Source organism: Gammaproteobacteria bacterium, assembly GCA_033344735.1.
Lineage (GTDB): Bacteria > Pseudomonadota > Gammaproteobacteria > UBA4575 > UBA4575 > UBA1858.
In genome coordinates, this window is record JAWPMW010000001.1 from 1,898,567 (window position 1) to 1,917,513 (window position 18,947).

Below are 18,947 nucleotides of genomic sequence, written 5' to 3' on the forward strand. Positions count from 1 at the left end.
TCCTTAAATTTGTGCGGCAAGATCATCGAGCACTGCTTTGTGAGCATCTGCATTGATCTCTTTGTTAAGTACTCTTTCAGCACCAGCAATTGCGAGAGTAGACACCTGAGAACGTAACTGTTCTTTTGCTCGGTTGATTTCTTTTTCTATATCAGAATGCGCAGCTACTTTAATTCGCTCGCCTTCTTGCACAGCTGTGCCTTTGGCTTCTTCAACAATCTCGTTTGCACGTTTCTGAGCTTGGTTAATAATCTCAGATGCTTGTTGTTTCGCTTCAGTCATTTGTGCTTGTACTTGCACTTGAGCTTGCTCTTGAGACTGCATGCCACGCTCTGCAGCTTCCAAGCCTTCTGCGATTTTCTTCTTTCTCTCAGCTAGCGCGCCTGTAATAGGCGGCCAGACAAACTTCATGCAGAAATATGCAAAAAATAGAAACGCGATGGATTGTCCGATTAGGGTGAGATTAATATTCACCTTTACACCTCACTAATGTTACGACTTATAGGACTTAAAGAGCGAAAATCATGTAAAACGCGATGCCTACAGCAATCATAGGAACAGCATCCACTAGACCAAGTACGATAAACATTTGTGTACGTAACATTGGGATTAATTCAGGCTGACGCGCGATGCCTTCCATATATTTTCCACCCAAGTTACCAATACCGATCGCTGCACCTAATGCACCAAGGCCCATTAATATTCCGCCGGCTAAGAAAATAACTGCTTGTGATAATTCCATAACGTCTCCGCTCTACTAAAGTTAAAGTTTTTTAATAACGTAATTGTCTAATGATGCTCATGCGCCATATTTAAATATACAACGGTTAACACCATAAAAATGAAAGCTTGTAGTACTACTACTAAGATATGGAATATAGCCCATATCAACTGTAGCCCACCTCCAAAAATACCGAGGATGAATCCCCCTCCGTACATTAATGCGATCAAAATAAAGATCATTTCACCCGCATATAGATTTCCAAATAAACGTAAGCCCAGTGAGATTGGCTTAGCAAGCAATGCCACTGTCTCTAAAAAGAAGTTCACTGGAATAAGGATCAGATTGAAAGGAAATTTAGCGCTAAATGGTTGAAGTGTAAGCTCCGCTGTAAACCCGCCAAACCCTTTCATTTTGATGCTGTAGTAGAGCACCATTAAAAATACTGTAATTGACATCCCCATCGTGGCATTCGGGTCTGTGGTTGGCACAACCTTCATATACTCAATACCCGCCATGGCTGAAAGGTGTGGTATCCAGTCTACTGGTACCAAATCCATCAGATTCATACCGAGCACCCAAACAAATACTGTCAGTGCTAATGGTGCAACTATCGGGGTCGATCCGTGAAATGTGCTCTTAACATTATCATCAATAAATTCAATTACCCACTCGACAAAATTTTGCAGCCCGCTCGGGACATCTGAAGATGCGGACTTAGCGGCTCTAGAAAAGAAAAATATAAATAAAAAGCCAATTAATATAGACCAGAACATGGTGTCAACATGGATTGCCCAAAATCCCATCTCAGAAGCTTCTTCAGCGCCATGAGCAAATCCCCAATGACCATCTGGATGTTGACCAAATGTAAGGTTTGTTAGGTGGTGTTTTATATACCCAGAAGCGGTCAGCTCTTCGCTTGCCATTTCTATAAATCCCTATTTTTATTTAAAACCGACATAACTACTGGAGTTAGCCAGTGCGTTAGATGCGCTAATCCAAATCCAGCCAGCAGTGCCACTGGATGAATCCAATCTTGTGTTGCAAATACACCTGCAAATAGAGCTGCAGTTATTATAATCTTTCCAATTTCTGCGGTGTACATACTATTTTGCAGCTGATTCACATCGGCTGTTTGCTTACCTGCTAATTTACGCGCCAAATAAATATTTGGAATAATGCAGATAAAACCACCGAGCAATGAAGAAAGTGCAACTAGTATACCTTGATAAATCAATCCGATCGCTATTACACAAGCTACAATTATTTGGGAGATCAAAATCGTAGTAACTAACGATTGCTTTTTAGCCAAGTTTTTTCAACCTATTCAGGCAGTTGGCGATTAAAGTTGATACTTTCATTCGTTTGAATTTATTGTTTTAAATTAAGGATATATACCCTCAAGCTACAAACGAATCTTGCTCGCGGCGCGGAGTATAAGCGCTGGCGGATAAAATCTCAACATGTGTATATTAATAATATTAACGAGGAAGATTTCTGCACTATTATAGGCAGGGTTAACTAACTACTAGCACCAATCTTACGTAAAATTCCGTCTAGTTCATCCAAATCATTGTACTGAATTTCAATTTTGCCTTTTTTGGAGTTTGCGCTATGTTTTATCTCGACTGCAGCACCAAGAGTATCTGCAATAATATTTTCCAAATTCTGGATATTTGGGTCTTTTTTAGGTGAAATCGAGGTTTTATTACTTACACTATTTATCAACTTACGGATCGCCTGTTCGGTTTGTCTAACTGTAAGATTTTTGGCGACAATCCTAGCGGCCACCTGACCTTGCTGACTTGTGGGTAGCGAGAGCAAGGCGCGTGCATGACCCATGCTTAATTTTTCCTGTCTAATTAGGTCGCGCACTTCTATAGGTAACTCTAACAAGCGCAGCATATTGCTCACTGTGGCGCGCGCTTTACCAAGCACATCAGCTACTTTCTGGTGAGTCCAATCAAATTGTTTGGTCAAATTTGACATAGCAAAAGCCTCTTCAATTGGATTGAGGTCTTCACGCTGAAGATTTTCTATTAATGCCATAGCGGCGGCTGATTCATCGTTAGCCTCTTTGATGACAGCCGGGATTTCATCTAAACCTGCTTTTTGCGCGGCATGCCAACGTCGTTCGCCTGCAATTAATTCGTAGCGATTACCAGTTTTTCTTACTACGATTGGTTGTATTAACCCTTGGCTGCGAATTGAGTCAGCTAACTCAGTAAGCCCTTCTTCTGTCATATTCTGTCGAGGCTGAAATGGGCTACGGTCGACCAGATCGACATCAATATAATCAAGTCCGCTGGCATGTTTTTCCTCGGATTGTTGCGATGTTGGCGCTGCCTCCACAGGTGTGGATAACAATATATCGACACCTAAATTACCCAGCCCTTTTCGTTTCTTTGCACTCATTTTTTATGACACCCTCGGCTGTAATGCTGCTTCTTCTCGTCTCAACATTTCACCGGCTAATGCAATATAGGCGCGAGAACCGCGCGAACCTTTATCATAACGAATCACGGGTAAGCCATGACTAGGTGCTTCTGCTAAGGTGACATTTCTTGGAATGATAGTTCGATAAACATTATCTCCAAAATGAGTCGTGAGTTGAGAAGACACATCGTTGGCTAAGTTATTACGAGGATCAAACATAGTTCTTAGCACACCCTCAACCTGTAGCTCTGGATTTGCGCTTTGTCGCACTCTTTCTATAGTTCCAAGTAATGCAGATAGCCCTTCTAACGCATAATACTCACACTGAGTAGGAATAATCACACTTTGTGCTGCGACCAGGCCATTCACTGTTAACATGTTTAAAGAGGGAGGACTGTCTATTAATATATAGTCATATCTATCTGCAACCAGTCCTAATGCACGTCGTAGTTTAAATTCTCTACCTCGCATTTCTAACAATCCAACCTCTGCACTGGTCAGTTGCTCATTAGAGGGCAATATGTCATAGCCAGCGCTCTCACTAGTAACGATGCATTCATCAATTGAATGCTGTTCTAACAACACATGTGCAACAGAAATTTCTACTTCGCGTTTATCTATACCCGAGCCCATAGTGGCGTTGCCTTGAGGATCTAGGTCTACCAACAATACTTTTCGCTTTGCTGCTGCTAGTGATGCTGCTAGATTAACCGTCGTTGTGGTCTTGCCCACACCACCTTTTTGATTCGTAATTGCAATAATCCTAGCCATACCAACTAAGCCCGGTCTGCCAAAAGAATGTGACGCTGGGAATCTAGACCTGGAATAGTCACTGAGTGTGCTCGGATATTATTGACTTGGGTTAAAGAAGGAAAATTATGCGGCTGTACTCCTAACATAATCAGCACTTGGCCTTGAGGTGCGCAGACAGCGGCTAACATTTCTAGAGCCTTCCCCAATGGCGCAAAGGCTCGTGACAGAACCGAATTTGGCGCTTTATTAGGCTGATAATCTTCTACTCGTGTTTGCACAATATCGACATTGGTTAAATTTAAATCCATCACCGCCTGGCGCATAAACCTGGCTTTTTTACCATTTGAATCAAGTAGAGTGAATGATATGTCAGGTAGCGAAATAGCTAAAGGAATACCTGGCAAGCCCGCACCACTACCGACATCTAATACAGGCGCCTTTTTCACGTATGGAACAATGGAAAGGCTATCTAGCAGGTGCTTTTGAAGCAATTCGTTAGTTTTTGAGGTGCCTACTAGGTTATATGCCTTATTCCAACGCTTAATCAATTCTAGATAAGTTAGCAGCAGATCTAACTGTGGGTTAGATAGTGGCACAGATAATTGCTGTGCACCCTTTTCCAACTGGGAGTGTGTTTCCATTAATAAACAAAAGCCGAGATTGTTAACCTGACTAACAGTAGTTGATCAATGGTAATTGTATTTAACCATCATGAGCAACTTGTGAATCTTCATAATCGCATGGTACGATTTTTCTACGAGCTTTTAAATGTACTAACAATAACGACACACTTGCGGGAGTGACTCCCGCGATTCTTGATGCTTGGCTTAGAGTTTTAGGTTTTATAGAATTTAGTTTTTGTAGCGCTTCGTTAGACAGACCTTTAACTAGATTATAGTCAAACGTTTCCGGTATCTGCGTATCTTCAAGGCGTTTTGATTTTTCAATTTCTGCTGTTTGGCGTTGCATGTAGCCTGCGTATTTTGCTTGAATATTTAATTGCTCTATGACTTCTTCATCATCAACATAAGGCGCATATTTGGATAGCTCTGCAAAAGTTGCGTAAGATACTTCTGGTCGTCGTAATAAACTCGACATACTGTACTCACGTTCAATTTTACTTCCAAACAAACGATTACCCTGCTCTTCTGTTACATGGCTTGCTTGAACAAAAGTTTTTTCTAATCTTACTTGTTCTTTTTCGATTATTTCTTTTTTCCATTTGAATCGAGTCCATCTTGCTTGATCAATCAATCCTAGATCATTAGCAATAGAAGTTAATCGAAGGTCTGCATTATCTTCACGTAAAATTAAGCGATACTCCGCTCGACTGGTAAACATCCTATAAGGCTCTTGGGTTCCTCTCGTCACTAAATCATCAATCATTACACCAATGTATGCCTGGTCTCGTCGTAAAATAACTGCCTGTTCATTATGCACTGCGCGCACAGCATTAATTCCTGCCATTAAACCTTGTGCTGCAGCCTCTTCATAGCCAGTAGTTCCATTAATTTGCCCAGCAAAAAATAATCCCGGTAGCGATTTGGTTTCTAGACTGGGTTGTAATCCAGTTGGGTTAAAATAATCATACTCAATAGCGTAACCTGGGCGAGTAATGTGACAATTTTCCAACCCAGGTATTGTGTGTACCATTTCCAATTGCACATCATAAGGAAGACTCGTGGAAATTCCATTGGGATACACTTCATGTGTATGTAACCCTTCAGGCTCAATGAACACTTGGTGTCGATCGCGATCTGCAAAGCGAGAAACTTTATCTTCTATTGAAGGACAGTAACGCGGGCCTATACCTTTAATTGCACCACTGTACATTGGTGACTCATGCATAGAGTCACGAATGATTTGATGGCTTAGTTGATTTGTATAAGTAATGTGGCAATTAACCTGTTCGGGGTGTTGCTCACGTGAACCCATAAATGAAAATACCGGTAACGGTTGGTCACCTGGTTGTACTTCCATTTTTGAATAATCTATTGTTTTGCCATCTATGCGAGGTGGTGTTCCTGTTTTTAAACGATCAACATCTAACGATTGTTCACGTAAACGATCAGCCAATCGCACGGAAGCAGAATCTCCCGCTCGGCCTGCTTGATAAGTTTGTGGACCCACAAATATTTTTCCGCCTAAGAAAGTACCAACGGTCAAGACCACTGCAGAAGACTTAAAATGCAACCCCATTCTTGTCACAACGCCTTTTACTTTACCTTGCTCTACAATTAGATCGTCGACCTCTTGTTGGAAAATAGATAAGTTGGATTGATTTTCAACACTTGAACGAATTGCCTGACGGTATAACGCGCGATCTGTTTGTGCACGCGTGGCTCGAACTGCTGGGCCTTTACGCTGATTAAGGACTCGGAATTGTATGCCTGCAAGATCAGCAGCAAATGCCATTACACCTCCCATGGCATCAATTTCACGCACTAAATGGCTCTTACCGATGCCGCCAATTGCTGGATTACAGCTCATTTGGCCAATAGTCTCGATATTTTGAGTCAGCAATAAAGTGCGCGCGCCCATACGTGCCGATGCCAATGCTGCCTCGGTACCAGCGTGACCTCCACCAACAATAATGACTTCAAATTCGTGTTGCATAACCTTGATATATTTGTGTTTATTTTAAGCTTGGCCAGAAATGATACAGTACGGCCGCTTACTTGCCGATACAAAATTCGCGAAATACGTAATCTAATAAGTCATCGGGAGTAAATTCCCCGGTAATTTCACCAACAATCTGCTGGGCTACGCGTAATTCTTCAGCTGCTAATTCCAATGGGCTTAAATTCTTGACTTGTTCTAGTGCTTGCTCAAAATGTTGCTGACTGCGCCTCAATGCATCTAGATGTCTAGCTCGTGCAGAAAATGGGGCTTGCTGATCAGAGGGTTGAATGTGTAATAGCTTTTGAAGATGTTGGCGCAAAGTATTTAAGCCTTGTCCTGTTATTGCAGAAATTAAAATCCCCGTTTCTGGCTGCTCAAAATTATTAGCTAATAGATCGCTTTTGTTTATAACTATAAGTTCATTATCGCCAATGTTTTTAAATTGATACGGTGCTGATAATTCTGTTCCATCAAATACATGAATTATTGCGTCGGCCATTTCGATGGCAGATTGTGCGCGCTTTATACCTTGTTGCTCAACCTCTTCAGCATATTCACGAATTCCTGCAGTGTCTAGTAGTCGAATAGGCACTCCATTTAACTGCATGTCTATTGAGACTATATCGCGTGTAGTGCCAGGAATATTTGTCACAATGGCTCTATCTTGAGTGCATAACGCATTAAATAGTGATGACTTCCCAACATTGGGGCTGCCTGTTAGTACAACTGTATAACCTTTTTGTAACTGAGCACCCTTTTGAGCAATATCGAACAAATCATTAACTTGTGTGTTTAAGGCAATTAATTTTTTGCTGACAATTTCTCTTGCTTCAGTTTCTATATCTTCTTCAGCAAAATCCAATGACGCTTCGATGTGTGTTCTTATTTGAATAAGTTGATTTAAAATTATTTGTACTTGTTGAGAAAATTTTCCCTGCATAGATTGCACTGCAGACTTAGCAGCTTGTGCTGAACCACTGGTAATCAAATCTGCAATTGCTTCTAACTGAGTTAAATCTAGTTTCCCATTAACAAATGCACGTTCACTAAATTCACCTGCAAGTGCCAAGCGTGCGCCTTCTTTATTTAAACAGTTTATTATTTGTTGACAAACATATGGATTTCCATGTGGTTGAATTTCAACTACATCTTCCCCAGTAAACGAGTTTGGTGCAGGAAAATAAATTGCAATGCCTTGATCGACAACGTCATCTTTTTCATCAAAGAATTGTGAAAAGTGTGCGTAACGTGGTCTGAGGTTTTTATGTGTAACTCGTTTTGCAATCTCTAGTGCACACTGACCAGAGATACGAATAACTCCTACGCTAGCATTGCCACTTGGTGTTGCTAGCGCACAAATTGTTTCTGACATTGACTCTCTTTAATCTTTTGCATATTTTCGAGTGATGTACCACTGCTGTGCAATTGAAAGCAAGTTATTTACAAACCAATATAAAACCAGCCCCGCTGGGAAAAACGCCATGAATACCGACATAAATACGGGCATTATCATAAATATCTTTTCTTGCATTGGATCTGGTGGTCTAGGGTTAAGCTTGAACTGAATAAACATTGATATGCCCATTAGCAACGGCAAAATAAAAAATGGATCTTTAGAAGAAAGATCTTGCACCCAAAGCATGAATGGCGCATGCCTCATTTCTACACTTTCAATTAACACCCAATATAGTGACAAGAATACTGGCATTTGAATCAAGATTGGTAGACAGCCACCTAATGGATTGATCTTTTCTTTCTTATAGAGATCCCACATTGCGGAATTCAATTTCTGTTTGTCATCCGCATAACGTTCGCGCAATGACACCATCTTTGGTTGTACTTTGCGCATCCTTGCCATTGAGCGATAACTTGCTGCTGATAATTGATAGAACACTAGCTTAATTAGCAGTGTGACTAAAATAATAGCCCAGCCCCAATTTTTTACATACTGATGTATAAAATCTAAAATCCAGAACAATGGCTTACATAATGGTGTAAATATTCCATAGTCAGTTGTTAATTCCAGGCCTGGTTGAATTTGCTCTATTCGTTTTTGCAATTTTGGCCCTGTATATAAACGGCTATTAAACTTTGCCTCTTCACCTGGCGCTATTCTTAACGGCTCTGAACGTAATCCAATAATATAGTCGGACCCCACTGCATTTTTGACCACATTGGTATAATAGAAATTTTTCTCAAATTCTTCAGCTAACCAGGCGGAGAAAAAATAATGCTGTAGCATTGCAGCCCATCCACCTGTAATTTCTTTTTCAAGTGGGTTCTCAAACATGTCATCAAAGGAAACTTTTTCATACTTGCCATCATAATATGCGCCACCAGTATAGGTTGGTAAGCGCAACAAACTCCTCTCTCCACTTACATAGCTATGGCGTAGTTGACGATACTGTCTGCCAATCCAGTCTTGTTGTCCTTGGTTAGATATTTTGTACTCTACTTCTATTAAAAACTTATCGCGTTTAAAACGATAAGTTTTTGTTACCAACACTCCTTTATCACTGCGCCACTGAAACGGCACAACTATCTCGTCTTGACCATCAGCTAAAATAAATTTTTTGTTATCTGCGCTGTATACATTATGGTGATTCGGAGCTAGGGGCCCAACATCCACATTAGGTACCTTGTCATGTAACAAACCTGATTGGCTTATATATGTCTTAGTTTCGTTATTAAGCAAGACTAAAGGCTGGTCTTTATGGTCATTGTCTATCGGATATGTTTTTAGCTCTGCACGATGAATGTCGGCACCGCGTGTATTTATGTGTATGGTAAAAACATCGGTGTCTACAACAACATATTCATCTTGTGTTGTAACATTGTTTGTTACAGATGGCTTTAACTTTGCAGGTGTTGTTGATACTGCTGATTGAGGAACATCATTTTGAGGAACTTCATTTTCAATATTTGTAGCTGATAAAGAATCTGATTCTTCAACTGATTGTGATTTTGCAACAGGCATATTTTCTTGAGACCAGTTATTCCACAATAAGTAACAAACCAACAATAGTGAGATGTATAAGAAAAAACGTTGATTATCCATTAGCTTTATCCAATTGTTTTTCCGGCACAGGGTCGTGTCCGCCCGCATGGAAAGGATGACATTTTGAAATTCTTTTAATTGCCAAGTACGTTCCTTTCACAACTCCATATGTATTGATTGCTTCTAAAGCATATTGTGAACAAGTAGGGGAAAATCGACAGTGTGGTCCCAGCATAGGGCTAATACACATCTGATAGAAACGAATCATTACGATAAAAATTTTATTCAGCATGTGTGTTTAAGGACTTCCAGTGTTTCTGTAGTTTCTCGGCTAGTGACTGATTCAGTATATTTGCACTATTTTTCTTGCATATTACTACCACATCAAAAGCACTAATAATATTCTTGTGAGTACGAAAACTTTCTCTAACAACTCTTTTTAAACGATTCCTAACTACAGCTTTCGGAACATTTTTCTTGCTCACTATAACGCCTAGTCTTGGACCTGATAATTGGTTAGGCCTAGCAAGCACTGTGTAGGCTGAATCAGAGGATTTTATTGGCTTAGCAAATACATCTTGGAAATCTTTTGAGGATAACAATCGATCCTGCTTAGAAAAACGGTTAGGCAGAAATATAATACTCAACCGCTATGGGCAAAGACGAGATCTTCCGCGTGCTCTACGTGCTCTAATAACCGCACGGCCACCGCGAGTTTTCATTCGTGCTCTAAATCCATGCGTACGTGCACGGCGCAAGTTACTTGGTTGAAACGTCCTTTTCACGGCAAATACCTGATTCTGAACTGTTGAAGGGGCGCAAACATTAATTGCATGATGCTATTTTGTCAACGATTATAATACTCTTTTAGTCCCCAGATAGAACATTATAATGATTAATTCAGCGCTAAACTGGTAAATTGTAAATACCTAAACCCCATATCAAATAATAATGACAAGCCCTCTTTGGAATCTGTGCGTGCGTCAGCTTGAGTCCGAATTATCGGAACAGTTGCTAAATACTTGGATTCGCCCATTACAAGCAGAAGAACAAAATCAAATACTTATGCTGTTAGCACCAAACCGTTTCGTGTTGGATTGGGTTAATGACCACTATTTTGAAAGAATTGGTCAACTAGTTGAATCTATAGGCAAAGAATCAGGTACCACACAAGTTACCATAAGCGTAGGAAGTCGGAATTCATCTGTACCACCAGCGAGCATACAGATGTCACCTCAACCACCCGCTGCTCCAAGCAATAAAGCCTATTCGCATAATTTAAACCAAGATTTTACCTTTGATAGTTTTGTGGAGGGCAAATCTAATGAATTAGCAAAAGCGGCATCACTACAGGTAGCTAATAATTCTGGAAAAGCCTATAACCCTCTTTTGTTATACGGTGGGGTAGGCTTGGGTAAAACACACTTAATGCATGCTATTGGGAATCAAATTTTGGCACTAAACCCAGAAGCCAAGGTTGTATACTTGCATTCTGAACGTTTTGTACAAGATATGGTTAAAGCTCTTCAACATAACGCGATCGACGAATTTAAGCGACATTATCGATCGGTTGACGCACTTTTAATCGATGATATCCAATTTTTTGCTGGCAAAGAGCGCTCACAAGAAGAGTTTTTCCACACTTTTAATGCATTGCTAGAAGGTCAGCAGCAAATCATTATGACGTGCGACCGCTATCCAAAAGAACTGGACGGTTTAGAAGAAAGACTCAAATCTAGATTTGGTTGGGGTTTATCTCAGGCTATCGAACCACCTGAATTAGAAACTCGTGTTGCAATTATGCAGAGCAAAGCCGAGGCCGTTAATGTTGATCTCCCTCATGATGTAGCATTTTTTATTGCTAAGCGGATACGTTCCAATATCAGAGAATTAGAAGGAGCTTTACGCAGAGTGTTAGCTAATTCTCAGTTTACTGGCGAGATGATCACATTAGAATTTGCCAAAGAAGCTCTTCACGACTTAATCACCTTACAAGAAAAACTAGTCACCATAGATAACATTCAAAAAACAGTCGCAGAATATTATAAAATTCGTATTTCTGATTTAAATTCTTCGCGCCGCACTCGTTCAATTACAAGACCAAGACAAGTTGCTATGGCACTAGCGAAAGAAGTTACTAATCACAGTCTTCCTGAAATTGGGGAAGCGTTTGGTGGGCGTGACCACACCACAGTTCTTCACGCATGTCGAAAAACTAAAGAATTACGGCAGAGTGACTTTAAAATAAATGAGGACTATGTGACTCTATTACGTATACTTAGCACCTAAGTTGTGGATAAGTCGTTCATAGTTATTGGATAACTAAATCCCAAAAAGTTTAGGATTCATTTGTGATGAGTTATTATTAATAACCAAATGGTTATACACAGCTTATACATCAATTAACCTACTGTATATATTATGAAAAGTCATGATATCCACAGGAAATCGACTGCATAATAACAATAATCTTACGTATATAAAAAATATTATTAGAGAGATATGAAGTTTAGTATTCAGAGAGAAGAGTTATTAAAACCAATACAGCTTATCGTTGGTGCTGTTGAACGTAGGCAAACGATGCCAATTCTGTCTAACTTTTTGTTTAGAAGTGTTGATGGGCGTTTAGTGATTACTGCTACAGATTTGGAACTTGAAGTGTCTGCCACAATTGATATCACACCTGAAGGTGATCCAATTACAGTTCCTGGTCGAAAATTATTAGATATATGTAAATCCTTACCTGATAGTAGTGAAATTCAATTTTCTTTTAATGGTGAAAAGGTAGAAATTAAATCTGCAAAAAGTCGTTTCTCTCTCGCAACATTAGCTGCTAATGAATTCCCGCTTGTTGATGAAATAGCTGTTGATCAGACTATTTCAATTAATAAAGAACAACTTCATTCTCTTATTGAAGACACTTCTTTTGCAATGGCGCAACAAGACGTTCGTTATTATTTGAATGGTTTAATGATGGAAGCGGAAGGTGGCAAGTTAAGAACAGTTGCTACTGATGGACATCGATTATCTATGGCCGATACAAAATTAGATGATTCTGTTCCAGACAGACAAGTCATCGTTCCAAAAAAAGCGGTACAAGAATTTATGCGTATATTGTCTGCTTCTACAGGAAATGTAGATTTGTCCTTTAGCCAAAACCATCTTCAAGCTAATTTTGGTGATATTAGATTTGTTACCAAGTTAATCGATGGTAAATTTCCTGATTATCAACGTGTGGTTCCAGAGGGACACCAGTATATTGCTTCTATAGAACGCGAAATTTTACGTTCTTGTTTAATGCGTGCATCTATTTTAAGTAATGAAAAATACCGTGGGGTACGATTAGGGTTTAGTGAAAATATTCTTAAAATACAAGCACATAACCCTGAGCAAGAAGAAGCTGAAGAAGAACTAGATATCTCTTACAGTGGCCCAGAATTGGAAATTGGCTTTAATGTTAGCTATTTAGTTGATGTTCTGAATACTGTTAAATCTAATGAAGTACAATTTTATCTTCAGGATACCAACAGCAGTTTACTTATTGTTTGTCCAGAGATGGAAAATCGCAAGTATGTCGTTATGCCAATGCGACTCTAGTGAGGCTTTACTGTTAAATGTGGTTGCAGCAATTGCAGGCGCAGGGACTGCGATCATTTACTGAGTGTCAGCTGTCCTTTTCTCCGGGAATTAATGTTTTATACGGTGATAATGGAGTAGGAAAGACTAGTATCTTAGAAGGAATCAATGTTCTAAGCTGTGGTAAGAGTTTTCGCACCAGTAAAGTAAGCGATATCGTTAGTAACGGCAAATCTGAATTGGTTCTATTTGGGGAAGTTTCTGATCAACAGGATTTGATTCAGTTGGGAGTCCAATTTGGTCATGGAATAAAAGAATTGCGTATTAATCGTGGAAAAGTCAGTAAGTGGGCACACTTAGCTAAAATTTTACCAGTTCTTGATATTCACCCAGAATCATATTTATTAATCACAGGTGGTCCTGTAGAAAGAAGAAAATACTTAAACTGGGGTATGTTCCACGTGGAACCAAATTATGCCCAAGTGTGGTCTGATTACACCAAGGCGCTAAAACAACGGAACTTTTGCCTAAAAACAAGAAATATTAAGCAAGCACGTCACTGGCATCAATGCATGGCAAAAAACGGCCAAAATATATCTGTAGCATTAAAAAAATACAGCGTAGATATCGCACCATATATCGACGGATTATTAGATAGATTTGGCTTCCCCGAGAGTATTGATTTGAAGTATTACCCGGGCTGGGACTTAGACTACAGTTTAGAAGCATTACTAGATGATGAATTGCAGACTAGTGAATTGCCATTATCGACTCAAAATGGCCCACATCGGGGTGATTTGAAGATTTATTGGCAAGGAAGGCTGTTTTCAAAGTCAAGCTCTAGAGGGCAACAGAAAGTTTTAGCTATCGCCCTAAAGCTTGCACAAGCTCAACTATTGCAACAAAGGTATGGTAAATCATCTATCTATTTGATTGATGAGTTACCGGCAGAGCTAGATAAACATAGACGAGAAGTAGCTTTAGAGATACTTGCGCAACTTGATTCCCAGGTTATTATCTCGGCGGTGTCTAAGGATTCAATGAGCTGTTTAGGAAAACAGTTAAAATGGTTCCACGTGGAACATGGCTGTGTTTCAGCAGTGGTATAATCACACTTTTACATACTAAAATTTAGCAATGAGTTACGATTCTTCGAATATTCAAGTTTTAAAAGGTCTGGAAGCGGTAAGAAAACGTCCAGGAATGTACATTGGTGATACCGATGACGGGACAGGCTTGCACCATATGGTGTTTGAGGTCGTCGATAACTCGATTGATGAGGCCTTAGCAGGCTACTGTAATAGTATTCAAATCAGTATTGAGGTGGATAATTCCATTACAGTAATTGATGATGGGCGAGGGATACCAACGGATATCCATCCAGAAGAAAATCGTTCAGCGGCGGAAGTAATAATGACGGTGCTTCATGCCGGGGGTAAATTTGATGACAATTCTTATAAAGTGTCTGGTGGTTTGCATGGAGTAGGCATTTCTGTAGTCAATGCACTTTCGGAATCGCTAACACTAACAATATATAAGTCTGGCAAGACCCATAAGCAAGAATACCTAATGGGAGAACCACAAGCACCGCTCGAAGTTGTTGGTGATACGGAAAAGTCTGGAACAAGAATTCAATTTAAGCCCAGCGGAAAAGTATTTACCGATACAGAATATCATTATGAAATCCTAGCAAAACGATTACGAGAGTTATCTTTCCTTAATTCTGGTGTAAATATTGAGCTCACAGATCATCGTTCGGGCAAGCATGATGTCTTTCATTATGAGGGCGGTATAAGCGCTTTTGTGAGTCACTTGAATTCAAAGAAAACCCCACTTCATGCCACAGTGATGTATGCAAAGAAAGAACGTGATGGAGTTGAGGTCGAAGCGGCGATGCAATGGAATGATTCCTACCAAGAAAATATATTCCCATTTACCAATAACATTCCACAAAGAGACGGCGGTACCCACCTTGCAGGCTTTAGGGGTGCCTTAACACGTAGCATAAATAACTTTATGGAAAAAGAGGGTTACAACAAAAAACATAAAATGACCCTTACCGGAGATGATACTCGAGAAGGACTAACCGCTGTGTTATCCGTGAAAGTGCCAGACCCAAAATTCTCTTCTCAGACTAAAGATAAGTTAGTTTCTTCGGAGGTAAAGCCAATTGTTGAGTCTGTGGTGACAGAGCTCCTGCAAGAATTCCTAATAGAAAACCCTACAGAATCTAAGGCAATTATTAGTAAAATTGTAGATTCCGCACGTGCACGTGAAGCAGCGCGTAAAGCGCGAGAAATGACTCGCAGGAAAGGGGCCTTGGATGTTGCAGGGCTACCTGGAAAACTAGCTGATTGCCAAGAGAAAGATCCTGCAAACTCTGAATTGTTCTTAGTCGAGGGAGACTCTGCAGGTGGTTCCGCAAAACAGGGTCGCGATCGTCATGCACAGGCAATTCTTCCACTAAAGGGCAAAATCCTAAATGTGGAAAAAGCACGTTTTGACAAAATGCTTTCATCACAAGAAGTAGCAACATTAATTACTGCGCTAGGCTGTGGAATAGGAAAAGAAGAATTTGATTTAGCTAAGTTACGCTATCACCGAATTATTATTATGACGGATGCGGATGTCGATGGCTCACATATACGCACACTGTTGCTAACATTCTTCTACAGGCAAATGCCAGAATTAATTGAAAATGGGCATATTTATATTGGTCAACCGCCGTTATTCAAAATTAAAAAAGGTAAACAAGAAACATATGTTAAAGACGAGTCTGAATTGAATAATCACCTGTTACAGATGGCAATTGAAAATGCAGAGCTTTATATCAATCCTGATTCTCCCCCCATTCAAGCAGCGGCTCTAGAGGCATTAGCAAAAGAATATATGTCGTCAATTGCAATTGTACAAAGACTTGCTCAAGCACATGACGATGAAGTGCTTAAAACCATGCTTAAGATTCCTATCCGTATCCAATCAGAAAATAGTGAATCTGAATTGGATTATACTCAGGATGAATTACAGCAGTGGGTTAATTCTATACTTGAATTACTAAATGCTAATCAGTCACCCGGAAGAAGGTACGAAGCAAAAACAGAATGGAATGATGAGGTTAAAAGAGTCATCGTACAGAAATTCGTCCATGGTTTGGGTAATGATGATATCTACCCTAAAGAGTTTTTTGAGAGCTCTGAATTTAAAATATTACAAAGTGTGGCATTAAACACCAATGCACTCATTGAAACTGGCGCTTACATAAAACGTGGTGAGAGAAAATTAGAAGTGACTCAATTCGGTGAAGTGATGGCTTGGCTGCTTGAGGAAGCTAAACGAGGCCAAACCATTCAGCGTTATAAAGGTCTTGGTGAGATGAACCCAGAACAATTGTGGGAAACTACCATGGATCCTGATACAAGGCTGCTAGTGCAAGTGAATATTGAAGATGCAGTTGCTGCAGACGAGATATTTTCAACACTGATGGGTGATCAGGTCGAGCCTCGCCGCGACTTTATAGAGAAGAATGCTTTAGCAGCTACAAATATCGATGTGTAGTTAACACGAGTATCAGCCTGTTCATTAATTAATAGTTTCGTCGCCTGAATTACCAAGGTTATGACTACGCTTATGGCGGGGTATACAGAAATATGGAACATTTTAGCTTTGACTAAAAAAGCGGTGTGAAATCACCAGATAGCGAGGCACTCCATAATGGCACATAAATTATTATCATTTCTAATCGTACTAATTCTATTACCTGTTAGCAGTCAGGCAGAGACAATTTTTGTCACTGACAGCTTAAAGCTCAAATTACGCGTATCGGCAAGTAATGATGCAAATGTTGTTACAAGTTTAGACAGTGGGCAGAAATTAACTTTGATAGAAAAACAAAAACGATTCACTCGTGTAAGAACTAGCGAAGGAAAAGAAGGTTGGGTACAGTCTTGGTTTCTTACCGATGAGCCACCAGCAACATACTTAGTTGCCGGTCTGACTAAAGATAATCAATCTCTCACTAGCCAACTAGCAGCTGCAAATACGAAGCTTAAAAATTTTGATAGTGTCACATCGCGTGAGAATGAGCAGCTTAAGACTTCGGTAGCTGCACTTACAAATAAAGTAGAGAGCCTCACTACAATAAGAAATGACTTACAGTCTAAGCTGGGATCACAAGCCAATGAATTAGCTAAATATCAGTTTGCAGAAAAATATAATTTAAATTTAATTATCCTATTATTCTTTTTGTTCTCATTTGCAGCAGGAGTTGTTAGTTATCGCATTTGGTCTAGTATGCAGGAGCGAAAACGTTTATGGGGATATCAGTTAGCACATTAATTTATGAAAATAGCCAGTTGGAATGTCAATTCATTACGCGTACGTTTACCCCAAGTATTAGAATGGTTATATCAAACAAACGTTGATGTTCTTGCCTTGCAAGAAACAAAAATTCAGGACCCGGATTTTCCACAAGAAGAAATAGAAAAGGCTGGCTATCAAGTATTGTTTTCAGGTCAGAAAACTTTTAACGGCGTAGCCATACTGGCTAAATCTGAACTTAAAGATCCAATAACCGATGTAAAAAATCTTGATGACCCGCAGCGCAGGATATTGGCAGCCACTGTGGAAGGAGTGAGGGTAATTAATTTATATGTGGTTAATGGTTCTGAGGTGGGCAGTGAAAAATTTGCCTACAAACTAGACTGGATTGAAAAAGTTACAGCTCATATTAAAAAGGAAATGCAAGTCCATAAGAAAGTAGTAGTCCTTGGAGATTTTAATATTGCTCCCGATGATCGCGATGTACATGATCCTGAAAAGTGGAAGGATAAAATCTTATGTAGTAAGGATGAGCGTCAATCTTATGAGAAGATGTTATCGCTTGGGTTAATTGATACATTTCGTATATTTGAGCAAGAAGATAATCAGTTTAGCTGGTGGGATTACCGCGGTGGTGGTTTCCGTCGTAACCATGGTTTAAGGATAGATCTCATACTAGCTAGTAACGCACTTAAAGAAATTTGTAAAAGCAGCATTATTGATAAAACACCGCGTAGCTGGGAAAGGCCATCAGACCATACTCCAGCAGTTGCTGAATTTGGCTAGTAAGGAAATCCTCGGCTTGAGACTTGACTACGCATAGTTCAGAATCACGGACTGATTTCATAAGCACCACCTACATTAGGGGGAAACATGCGTCATATCATGGTAATCAATGCCAAGGGCGGTTCTGGAAAAACCACGATTGCTACTAATCTCGCCAGCTATTTTGCGTCTCAGGATAAGAATGTCGCCATTATCGATTACGACCCACAAGGCAGTAGCCTTGATTGGATAGCGGAAAGATCATCAGCCAAACAGCCCATACAAGGAATTGCAGGCTTCAAGCGAAAATCAGAAAAACCACAAAGGAAAACAGATATAGTCATTATGGATGTTCCCGCAGCATTACATGGTGCTGAATTGACAAAGTTAGTTAGAAAAGCTCAAACCATATTGGTACCAGTGCTTCCATCGCCAATAGATATGCGTGCTGCTACTCACTTTATTAGTGAACTAAAAAAATGCGCACCAGTATCACAGAAGAAAGCTAAATTAGCATTAGTGGCCAATAGGGCCAGAGAAATAACAAATATTGCCTGGGAACTTGAGGATTTTTTAAGTAAGCAAAAAATACCTTACTTAACCATGCTGCGTGACAGTCAGAATTACGTCCGAGCAGCTGAAAGAGGGCTTGGAATATTTGAAATGGGTCCAGCAGCCACCGCTGTAGATAGAGATCAGTGGGAACCAATATTAAAATGGATTAAGAGTAAACGCAGTCAGCCTTAATTGCTGCTGCTG

General features: G+C 39.9%; 20 protein-coding genes. 7 read left to right on the forward strand and 13 right to left on the reverse strand.

Translation table 11 applies throughout. The features are described from left to right. Window positions 1-3: 3 nt before the first annotated feature. From R8G33_09725 to rpmH, 13 genes are all read right to left on the reverse strand, one after another. Window positions 4-474 carry a F0F1 ATP synthase subunit B gene (locus R8G33_09725; GenBank protein ID MDW3095938.1) on the reverse strand — a complete coding sequence of 157 codons (471 nt, stop codon included), beginning with the start codon at window positions 472-474 and terminating at the stop codon, window positions 4-6. A 34-nt stretch (window positions 475-508) separates the two neighbouring features. Further along, window positions 509-742, reverse strand: a complete 234-nt coding sequence (gene atpE / locus R8G33_09730; protein ID MDW3095939.1) for a F0F1 ATP synthase subunit C — start codon at window positions 740-742, stop codon at window positions 509-511. Window positions 743-789: 47 nt separating this feature from the next. Next, window positions 790-1,647, reverse strand: coding sequence for a F0F1 ATP synthase subunit A (gene atpB / locus R8G33_09735; protein ID MDW3095940.1), 858 nt, complete (start codon window positions 1,645-1,647; stop codon window positions 790-792). A gap of 2 nt (window positions 1,648-1,649) precedes the next feature. Continuing rightward, complete coding sequence (locus R8G33_09740) at window positions 1,650-2,033, reverse strand: ATP synthase subunit I (protein ID MDW3095941.1); 384 nt, start codon at window positions 2,031-2,033, stop codon at window positions 1,650-1,652. Window positions 2,034-2,242: 209 nt separating this feature from the next. Further along, a complete protein-coding gene (locus tag R8G33_09745; GenBank protein MDW3095942.1) occupies window positions 2,243-3,136 on the reverse strand; it encodes a ParB/RepB/Spo0J family partition protein in 894 nt (297 codons plus the stop codon). Between the two features lie 3 nt (window positions 3,137-3,139). Then, window positions 3,140-3,928, reverse strand: a complete 789-nt coding sequence (locus tag R8G33_09750; protein MDW3095943.1) for a ParA family protein — start codon at window positions 3,926-3,928, stop codon at window positions 3,140-3,142. Between the two features lie 5 nt (window positions 3,929-3,933). Then, window positions 3,934-4,551 (reverse strand): 16S rRNA (guanine(527)-N(7))-methyltransferase RsmG, encoded by a 618-nt coding sequence (rsmG, locus tag R8G33_09755; protein ID MDW3095944.1) that lies wholly within the window; start codon window positions 4,549-4,551, stop codon window positions 3,934-3,936. Between the two features lie 61 nt (window positions 4,552-4,612). Beyond that, on the reverse strand, window positions 4,613-6,526 hold the full coding sequence (mnmG, locus tag R8G33_09760) for a tRNA uridine-5-carboxymethylaminomethyl(34) synthesis enzyme MnmG (protein ID MDW3095945.1): 1,914 nt from the start codon (window positions 6,524-6,526) through the stop codon (window positions 4,613-4,615). Between the two features lie 58 nt (window positions 6,527-6,584). Then, on the reverse strand, window positions 6,585-7,904 hold the full coding sequence (gene mnmE / locus R8G33_09765) for a tRNA uridine-5-carboxymethylaminomethyl(34) synthesis GTPase MnmE (GenBank protein MDW3095946.1): 1,320 nt from the start codon (window positions 7,902-7,904) through the stop codon (window positions 6,585-6,587). 9 nt (window positions 7,905-7,913) lie between these two features. Then, complete coding sequence (yidC, locus tag R8G33_09770) at window positions 7,914-9,590, reverse strand: membrane protein insertase YidC (protein ID MDW3095947.1); 1,677 nt, start codon at window positions 9,588-9,590, stop codon at window positions 7,914-7,916. Beyond that, on the reverse strand, window positions 9,583-9,819 hold the full coding sequence (yidD, locus tag R8G33_09775) for a membrane protein insertion efficiency factor YidD (GenBank protein MDW3095948.1): 237 nt from the start codon (window positions 9,817-9,819) through the stop codon (window positions 9,583-9,585). The genes yidC and yidD overlap by 8 nt, the downstream gene beginning before the upstream one ends. Beyond that, on the reverse strand, window positions 9,812-10,177 hold the full coding sequence (gene rnpA / locus R8G33_09780) for a ribonuclease P protein component (GenBank protein ID MDW3095949.1): 366 nt from the start codon (window positions 10,175-10,177) through the stop codon (window positions 9,812-9,814). The genes yidD and rnpA overlap by 8 nt, the downstream gene beginning before the upstream one ends. 3 nt (window positions 10,178-10,180) lie before the next feature. After that, entirely contained in the window at window positions 10,181-10,315 is a 135-nt protein-coding gene (gene rpmH / locus R8G33_09785) for a 50S ribosomal protein L34 (GenBank protein ID MDW3095950.1), read from the reverse strand. A 166-nt stretch (window positions 10,316-10,481) separates the two neighbouring features. On the opposite strand from rpmH, the gene dnaA reads away from it, so the two are divergent. From dnaA to R8G33_09820, 7 genes are all read left to right on the forward strand, one after another. Beyond that, window positions 10,482-11,819: a chromosomal replication initiator protein DnaA gene (gene dnaA, locus R8G33_09790; GenBank protein MDW3095951.1), complete on the forward strand. Its 1,338-nt coding sequence runs from the start codon at window positions 10,482-10,484 to the stop codon at window positions 11,817-11,819. Window positions 11,820-12,032: 213 nt separating this feature from the next. Then, window positions 12,033-13,127 (forward strand): DNA polymerase III subunit beta, encoded by a 1,095-nt coding sequence (gene dnaN / locus R8G33_09795; GenBank protein ID MDW3095952.1) that lies wholly within the window; start codon window positions 12,033-12,035, stop codon window positions 13,125-13,127. Between the two features lie 17 nt (window positions 13,128-13,144). After that, window positions 13,145-14,215: a DNA replication/repair protein RecF gene (gene recF / locus R8G33_09800; GenBank protein ID MDW3095953.1), complete on the forward strand. Its 1,071-nt coding sequence runs from the start codon at window positions 13,145-13,147 to the stop codon at window positions 14,213-14,215. Window positions 14,216-14,243: 28 nt separating this feature from the next. Then, window positions 14,244-16,661, forward strand: a complete 2,418-nt coding sequence (gyrB, locus tag R8G33_09805; GenBank protein ID MDW3095954.1) for a DNA topoisomerase (ATP-hydrolyzing) subunit B — start codon at window positions 14,244-14,246, stop codon at window positions 16,659-16,661. Window positions 16,662-16,817: 156 nt separating this feature from the next. Continuing rightward, complete coding sequence (locus tag R8G33_09810) at window positions 16,818-17,441, forward strand: TIGR04211 family SH3 domain-containing protein (GenBank protein MDW3095955.1); 624 nt, start codon at window positions 16,818-16,820, stop codon at window positions 17,439-17,441. Between the two features lie 3 nt (window positions 17,442-17,444). Continuing rightward, entirely contained in the window at window positions 17,445-18,209 is a 765-nt protein-coding gene (xth, locus tag R8G33_09815; protein MDW3095956.1) for an exodeoxyribonuclease III, read from the forward strand. 87 nt (window positions 18,210-18,296) lie between these two features. Next, window positions 18,297-18,935 carry a ParA family protein gene (locus tag R8G33_09820; GenBank protein MDW3095957.1) on the forward strand — a complete coding sequence of 213 codons (639 nt, stop codon included), beginning with the start codon at window positions 18,297-18,299 and terminating at the stop codon, window positions 18,933-18,935. Window positions 18,936-18,947: the final 12 nt, after the last annotated feature.